This is a genomic window from Roseibium sp. FZY0029 (assembly GCF_036350355.1).
Taxonomy (GTDB): Bacteria; Pseudomonadota; Alphaproteobacteria; order Rhizobiales; family Stappiaceae; genus Roseibium.
On sequence record NZ_JAZDVZ010000020.1, the window covers coordinates 887 to 7,368 of the forward strand.

4 protein-coding genes are annotated in these 6,482 nt (G+C 52.3%); 2 read left to right on the forward strand and 2 right to left on the reverse strand.

The features are described 5' to 3' along the window. Nucleotides 1-817: Calx-beta domain-containing protein (locus V1T76_RS28915; protein WP_330564126.1), on the reverse strand; the 817-nt coding region annotated here is incomplete at its 3' end. 294 nt (nt 818-1,111) lie between these two features. On the opposite strand from V1T76_RS28915, the gene V1T76_RS28920 reads away from it, so the two are divergent. After that, nucleotides 1,112-2,460 (forward strand): IS3 family transposase gene (locus V1T76_RS28920; protein WP_330564127.1). Its coding sequence is split into 2 segments (ribosomal slippage): nt 1,112-1,445 and nt 1,445-2,460, totalling 1,350 coding nucleotides; the frame shifts between segments, so codons are not numbered across the junction. Nucleotides 2,461-2,568: 108 nt separating this feature from the next. Here V1T76_RS28920 and V1T76_RS28925 read toward each other — a convergent pair. Beyond that, nucleotides 2,569-2,970: a hypothetical protein gene (locus V1T76_RS28925; RefSeq protein WP_330564128.1), complete on the reverse strand. Its 402-nt coding sequence runs from the start codon at nt 2,968-2,970 to the stop codon at nt 2,569-2,571. 469 nt (nt 2,971-3,439) lie between these two features. On the opposite strand from V1T76_RS28925, the gene V1T76_RS28930 reads away from it, so the two are divergent. Further along, nucleotides 3,440-6,482: VWA domain-containing protein (locus tag V1T76_RS28930; protein ID WP_330564129.1), on the forward strand; the 3,043-nt coding region annotated here is incomplete at its 3' end.

Below are 6,482 nucleotides of genomic sequence, written 5' to 3' on the forward strand. Positions count from 1 at the left end.
GAACCGTACGGAATTGGACGGTCACTGGTCCCTGCGCCACTTCGGACAACGTGACTGTGAAAATCACGTATTCCCTTTCGAGCGCTTCAGCAGAAGATATCGAAATCACAGGAAGTCCCGCCTGATCCGGATCATCGTCAAGAATGGTCGCGATACCAGCGCTGTCCTCGACACCATTCGCTATGGATGCCACAGGTGTAACCACCAACGAGAAAGTCTCGTTGGTCTCAACAATACCGTCTTCGATCAGGTCGACGGCGACAGAGGCAATCGTCTGTCCAGGCTGGAAGTTGATCGTTCCGGTTCGCGCCACATAATCCTGCCCGGCAACTGCGGTGCCGTCAGCCGTGACAAAGTTGAGCGTCGTCGCCGAGCTGAAAGCTTCCGACAAACGCACCTCGAATACAGCTTGCTTGGAACCGCCTGTGCCCTCGACAATCGTCGGGTCCGAAACAAACAATGCGCGGTCCGGGCCGCCGTCATCATCAAGCACAACACCGGTCGCCGTCAGCGTCGGTTCTCCCCCGGCCAGCACAGCATTGACCGGATCAGACAATTCCAGAGTGAAATTTTCATCCGCGTCATTTGCAGAATCACTGACCGCACGTATGAAAATCTGTGCGACCGTCTGTCCCTGAGGAATCGTCAAAGTGCCGCTGGCCCGGTCGTAATCGACACCCTCCAACGCCGAGCCGTCCTGAACCGTACGGAATTGGACGGTCACTGGTCCCTGCGCCACTTCGGACAACGTGACCGTGAAAATCACGTATCCCCCTTCGAGCGCTTCAACAGAAGAAATGTTGATTGTAGGTAACATGAATATTTCCAATCTAATAAAAATGCCCAACACCTAATTAACATATTAGTAATTTTTGGTAGAATTATCAATAACCGAACCAAACGTCGCGATCTACAGAGGGTGTGGATTCTTCGGCTGGATTGGACAAGGTCTGACCTGATGCTGTGGACGGCCCCGCACTGGCGCGGTGTGCGATGATTTGGCCGTGAAGCTAGATCTAAGGAACTGTTCCCCGTCAGCAACCATGAGACATATAGGCGAAATTGCCTAAGGAGGATTTCTGGCACATCGTAGCCCGCCAAGGAAGCGAAGATGAGACAGAAATCCGTGCCGCAGGAGTCGGCCGAAAAGCATGTAAAAGACATTCGCCGGAAGACCCGGCGCAAATTCTCAGCCGAGGAGAAGATCCGTATCGTGCTGGAAGGCTTGCGTAGGGAGTATTCGATCGCTGAACTGTGCCGGCGTGAGGGGATCGCACAGGGGCTCTACTACACCTGGTCGAAGGAGTTTCTCGAAGCTGGCAAGAAGCGACTGTCGGGTGACACCGAGCGCCAGGCGACATCCGGCGAGGTGACGGGCTTGAAGCTTGAAATGCGCGACCTGAAGGAAGTCGTCGCCGACCTGACGCTGGAAAACCGCATTCTGAAAAAAAGCGTGATCGGGGATGGGGAGGATATCGAATGAGATACCCCGCATCTGAAAAGCTTGAGATCATCCGACTGGTCGAGCAATCGCACCAGCCGGTGAAAAGGACGCTGGAACAAATCGGCGTGTCGCGACCAACCTTCTATCGCTGGTACGATCTGTATCGCAGGTTCGGCGAAGCGGCACTGGAAGACCGGCGCGGCGGTTCAGGCCGCGTGTGGAACCGTATCCCGAATTCCGTACGCGAGCAGGTGCTCGAAATGGCGCTCGACGAGCCTGAATTGTCCCCCAGAGAGCTGGCCATCAAGTTCACTGACGAACGTCGTTACTTCGTCTCGGAAGCCAGTGTTTACAGGCTTCTGAGGACCTGCGACCTCATCACCAGCCCGGCATTTATCGTGATGAAGCCCGCCGATGAGTTCCGGGAGAAAACCACGGCGCCCAACCAGCTCTGGCAGACCAATTTTACGTATCTGAAGGTGATCGGCTGGGGATGGTTCTATCTGTCCACCGTGCTGGACGACTTCTCCCGATACATCATCGCCTGGAAGCTCTGTTCCGGCATGGCCGCGAGCGATGTTCAGGACACACTCGATCTGGCACTGGAGGCCTCCGGGCTTGATGAAGTCAACGTCGTCCATCGCCCGAGACTCCTCTCAGATAACGGACCGTCTTACATCTCTGGAGATCTGGCAGAATATCTTGCCGGAAAGGGCATCACGCACACGCGCGGTGCCCCCTATCATCCGCAGACCCAAGGCAAGATCGAGCGCTGGCATCAGACACTGAAGAACCGGATCCTCTTGGAAAACTGCTTTCTGCCAGAAGACCTGGAAGCGCAGATCGACGCCTTTATCGGATACTACAACCATCGGCGCTACCACGAGAGCCTGGACAATCTCACCCCGGTCGACGTCTATACCGGGCGCGGCCAGACCATCCTGCTCGAACACGAAAAGATCAAGAGGAGGACCATGAAACAACGGCGCTTGCAGCACGCCAAATCCGCTGCTTAACTGAAACCCAGATGTGCCAGACCCTCCTTTAGTCAGGCCGCTTGATGTCTCAATTTACCTGACGACCGACACCGTGTCGTATGTCTTTCTTCTCTTAACTTATGCGCCTCATCCATTGTTTTGGTCAATTATCGGCCAGCCGTTACGAAACTTATAGTCCGTTGCTCCGTCGCGTATGGACTGGATTAGCTCCTCGGCGATTTTTGGTTTGAGCGAGCACGTATTTTGCTCCTGCTCAATGCGTCGACGCATGATCGCTTCGGCTTCATCCGGCGTCCCATCCCGCCAAAAACGCTGCCCTATCTGAAGCTTGTGTTCTGGCGCGTAAACATCATGCTGCCAATTGACATGGCGAAGGTTAGGCTTGCCGCAGCTCGGGCACACCATGCCGAACGGTGTGACGCCATCGCGAGAGTTCCAAATTGTCTCACGATGACCGCAGACGCAGGCGTATTTCATTAGCATGAAAGCTTCACCGTGGACGTGTCCGTACTTTTTTGCAACGCTCATATTGATGCCTTTCTGCCTGAGAGGCCATAGTTTGTCTCCAAGGAAAAACCTCGGAAGTTTTTGGATAAAACCATTAAGAGCAAAATGTCGGAAGACGGTATGGGGCAGTCATAAGCGAGACAGCGATAAATTCTTAATTTAAGCATTTCGGCTTGTGAGCACTTTTTTCAATAAGAAAAACCGACCGGCGGTGACAATCGTAACCGTGGATCGCCTCGAAACCTTGGCCTCGAACTCGGACGAAACCCGTTTGCGTATTTACATCACTATCTTTCACTTTTATCAGTTGATCCACGTTGAACACCTTTCACAGAGACCGAGACCTCCTCAGTTTCCGATGTGTAAGAAACAGTTTCAGTCTGAGGTAGCTGCGAGTGCAATGTCGCCACACAGATTGTTGCCGGACGGATTAAAAAGTGTTAAGGAAAATTAATTTTTTTGCTAAAATTTCATATATTTGAGGTTTGCTATGGTTCCAATTCACGATGATCTCGTTGAGCGTTTTAATATAACAGATAGCGGGTCCCTAAGACTTAACGGGGTATTCGGCGTTCACTCAATCTCTATTGGCGGTCGAACATTTGTCTACGCAGCTGCGAATAGCGAATATGGAATCCAAAGTTTTGAACTCGGCAGAGATGGGACTTTAAGTCCTCTCCAGAATGTGGCTGATGACAGCACATTGGCGCTGTCTGGCGCATCAAAGATTGTAAGCACCAAAATTGGAACCACTAACTACCTTTACATCAACTCAACAAGTGACGGCGGCATATCCGTTTTCCGGGTTGGCGCAGATGGAACGCTTACGTTCGTGCAATCAGTCTTCGATGACAACTCGCTCGAACTCTATGGTACCGAAGGTCAGATGGCGCTCACAATCGTGGCCGGAGTTCAGTATCTGATCGCATCGGGCATTTCTGATGATGGCATAAGTGTCTTTAGAATTCTGGCTGACGGGTCTCTTTCGAACACCTCGAACTACGACGATGCCACTGCTCTTGGATATGGGCTAAATGGCGCTGCCGGTATTGCAACGGCCACAATTGGAACTTCGACTTACGCATTTATTGCTGGCCGCGACGATGACGCGGTTACAACTTTTCGGGTGAATCCCGGCGGAAGCCTAACTTTTATTGATAGCGTCGTTGATCAGGGCGACTTTGAGCTAAACGGGGCTTACTCTGTCGAAACAGCGACTGTCGGCTTCAAGAACTTCCTTTTTGTCGGCGGTTTCTATGACGACGGAATCAGCGTGTTCGAGATTGCCTCAAACGGACAGCTGTCGAACGTGTTCAACCTTGCTGACACGTCTTCGCTCGGACTGAACGGGATTCTTGGGTTAGAAGTGTTCACGATCGGCAGCGCCACCTTCCTCGCTGCGGTTGGCAGGGACGATGATTCCGTCAGCTACTTCCAGGTAGCTGCAAACGGTTCGCTCGTTGAAAAGGACACCATTTTTAATAGTAATGCTTCCGAGTTGGACGGTGCGGCTGATGTTTCTGTCGCGACCATAGGCTCCCGGACTTATCTCATCGCAAGCAGCCAGTATGATGACGCCTTGACCGTTTTCGAAGTTGGCGTGAGCGCGGAAGACAAAAATGGCACAAGCCTGGAAGATGTGATCATCGGCTCGGAGCTTGATGATGTAATTAATGGCTACGAAGGCGACGACGTACTCATTGGAATGGAGGGATCGGACATCGTCGACGGTGGAGCCGGGTCAGATGTTGTTCAGGGTGGAGACGGTGATGACGTTCTTTTGGGCGACGGAAGCGCATCTCAAGAGGCCTTCTCAAGTGTCACCATTCCAAGTACAGGCCAGCAACTTGCTGTTTCTTTGTCTCTTCCGGATGCCTCGGATGCGAGCGAAATCGAAATCAGTGGCTTCATTAGCCGCGCGCAGCTCAGCAGTTCACAGTTCAACGTAGTTTACGTGATTGACGTTTCGAGTTCCATGGGCGGTGGTTTTTCGGGTGGGGAAACCGTTCCTGACCTTAACGGCGACGGCGCTTCAAACACTCTTCTTGATGGGACGATTGCGGCTTATGAAGCTGTGAATGCTTCGCTTTTGGCTGCTAACCTAGGAAGTTCCGACGTTGCAATCGTGCCGTTTGAGAGCAACTCTTCTATAGTCTACAACAGCACTGCAATCGGGGGCGTATCGAATGCTTTGCGTTCGCTGCAAACCCTTGGTGGCACCAATTTTGAAATCGGTCTGCAGAACGCAGTCGCGGCGTTATCCGCAATGGGAGCGGGTGAAAACCGGGTATTCTTTATTTCCGATGGGGGGAACAACGGGAGCGGTGATTTTACCGATGAAGTCGCCACATTGTTGAACAGTTCTGGCCTAAATGCGGAAATACGATCAATCGGTTTGGGCTCTTCAGCCGTGTTATCTGACTTGGATCTAGTCGATGACGGTTTGGCCAATAATTCTGCGGAGCGGGTTCTGACCCCTTCGAGTTTGACAGCAGGTTTGACAGGAGCTTCCGTCGATACCAGCGAGATTGATCGTATCGAAGTGCTTGTGAATGGCCAAGTTCAGAAAATTCTTCAGCCGACGGATCTGACTTTAACGCCGCTTGGTCTTCAATATGAGACTATGTTAACAGGCCTGTCCACGGCTTTGAACGACACAATTCAGGTTCGCCTTGTTGCCTCTGATGCAGCCGGAACCACTGCTGGTGTCAGCCTTTCTCTGAATAATTCGCCATCGGGAGAAGGCGATGACGTTATTTTGGGCGGTGCGGGCTCTGACATCATAAAAGGGAATGGCGGAAATGACCGGTTACTGGGTGAAGCGGGCGGCGATGACTTGAGCGGAGGCGCCGGTAACGATACTCTCCTAGGCGGCGCTGAAGCGGACATACTCAACGGCGGGTCTGGAAATGATATCTTAAACGGCGGTGCCGGCGGCGACCAGATCAACGGTGGCAGTGGTTTTGACGTTATCAGCTATGCCGGTTCCCTTGCGCGTGTTGTAGTAAATTTGAGCAACCAAGCGGCCGTGGGCGGCGATGCGGATGGAGATTCTTTTTCTGGAATAGAGGGAGCATATGGTACCGATTACGACGACTATATGGTCGGTAGCAACCATGCGAACGTTTTCTACAGCGGTCTTGGGGCTGACACGTTCATTGGTCGAGATGGAAATGATAGCTATTTTCTCAATGGATTTGACGATGTCGTAACAGAGGCGGCAAATGGCGGTACAGATCGCGTCGTGATCGGTGTAAGTCACATTCTTGAGGAGAACGTGGAAAATCTCGTGCTGGTTGGCGAGAAAGACGCATTTGCCGCAGGCAACGAGTTGAACAATATTCTTGTCGGGAATTCAGGAGCAAACACCCTCAATGGCCGCGAAGGTGCCGATCGTATGTATGGCAACGGCGGTAATGATACCTATGTCGTTGATAACTTGGGAGACGTCGTTGGTGAAAATGTAAACAACGGCATTGATACGGTACTGACGGCTGTCAGCCGAAACCTGGACGCCAACGTGGAGCGCATGA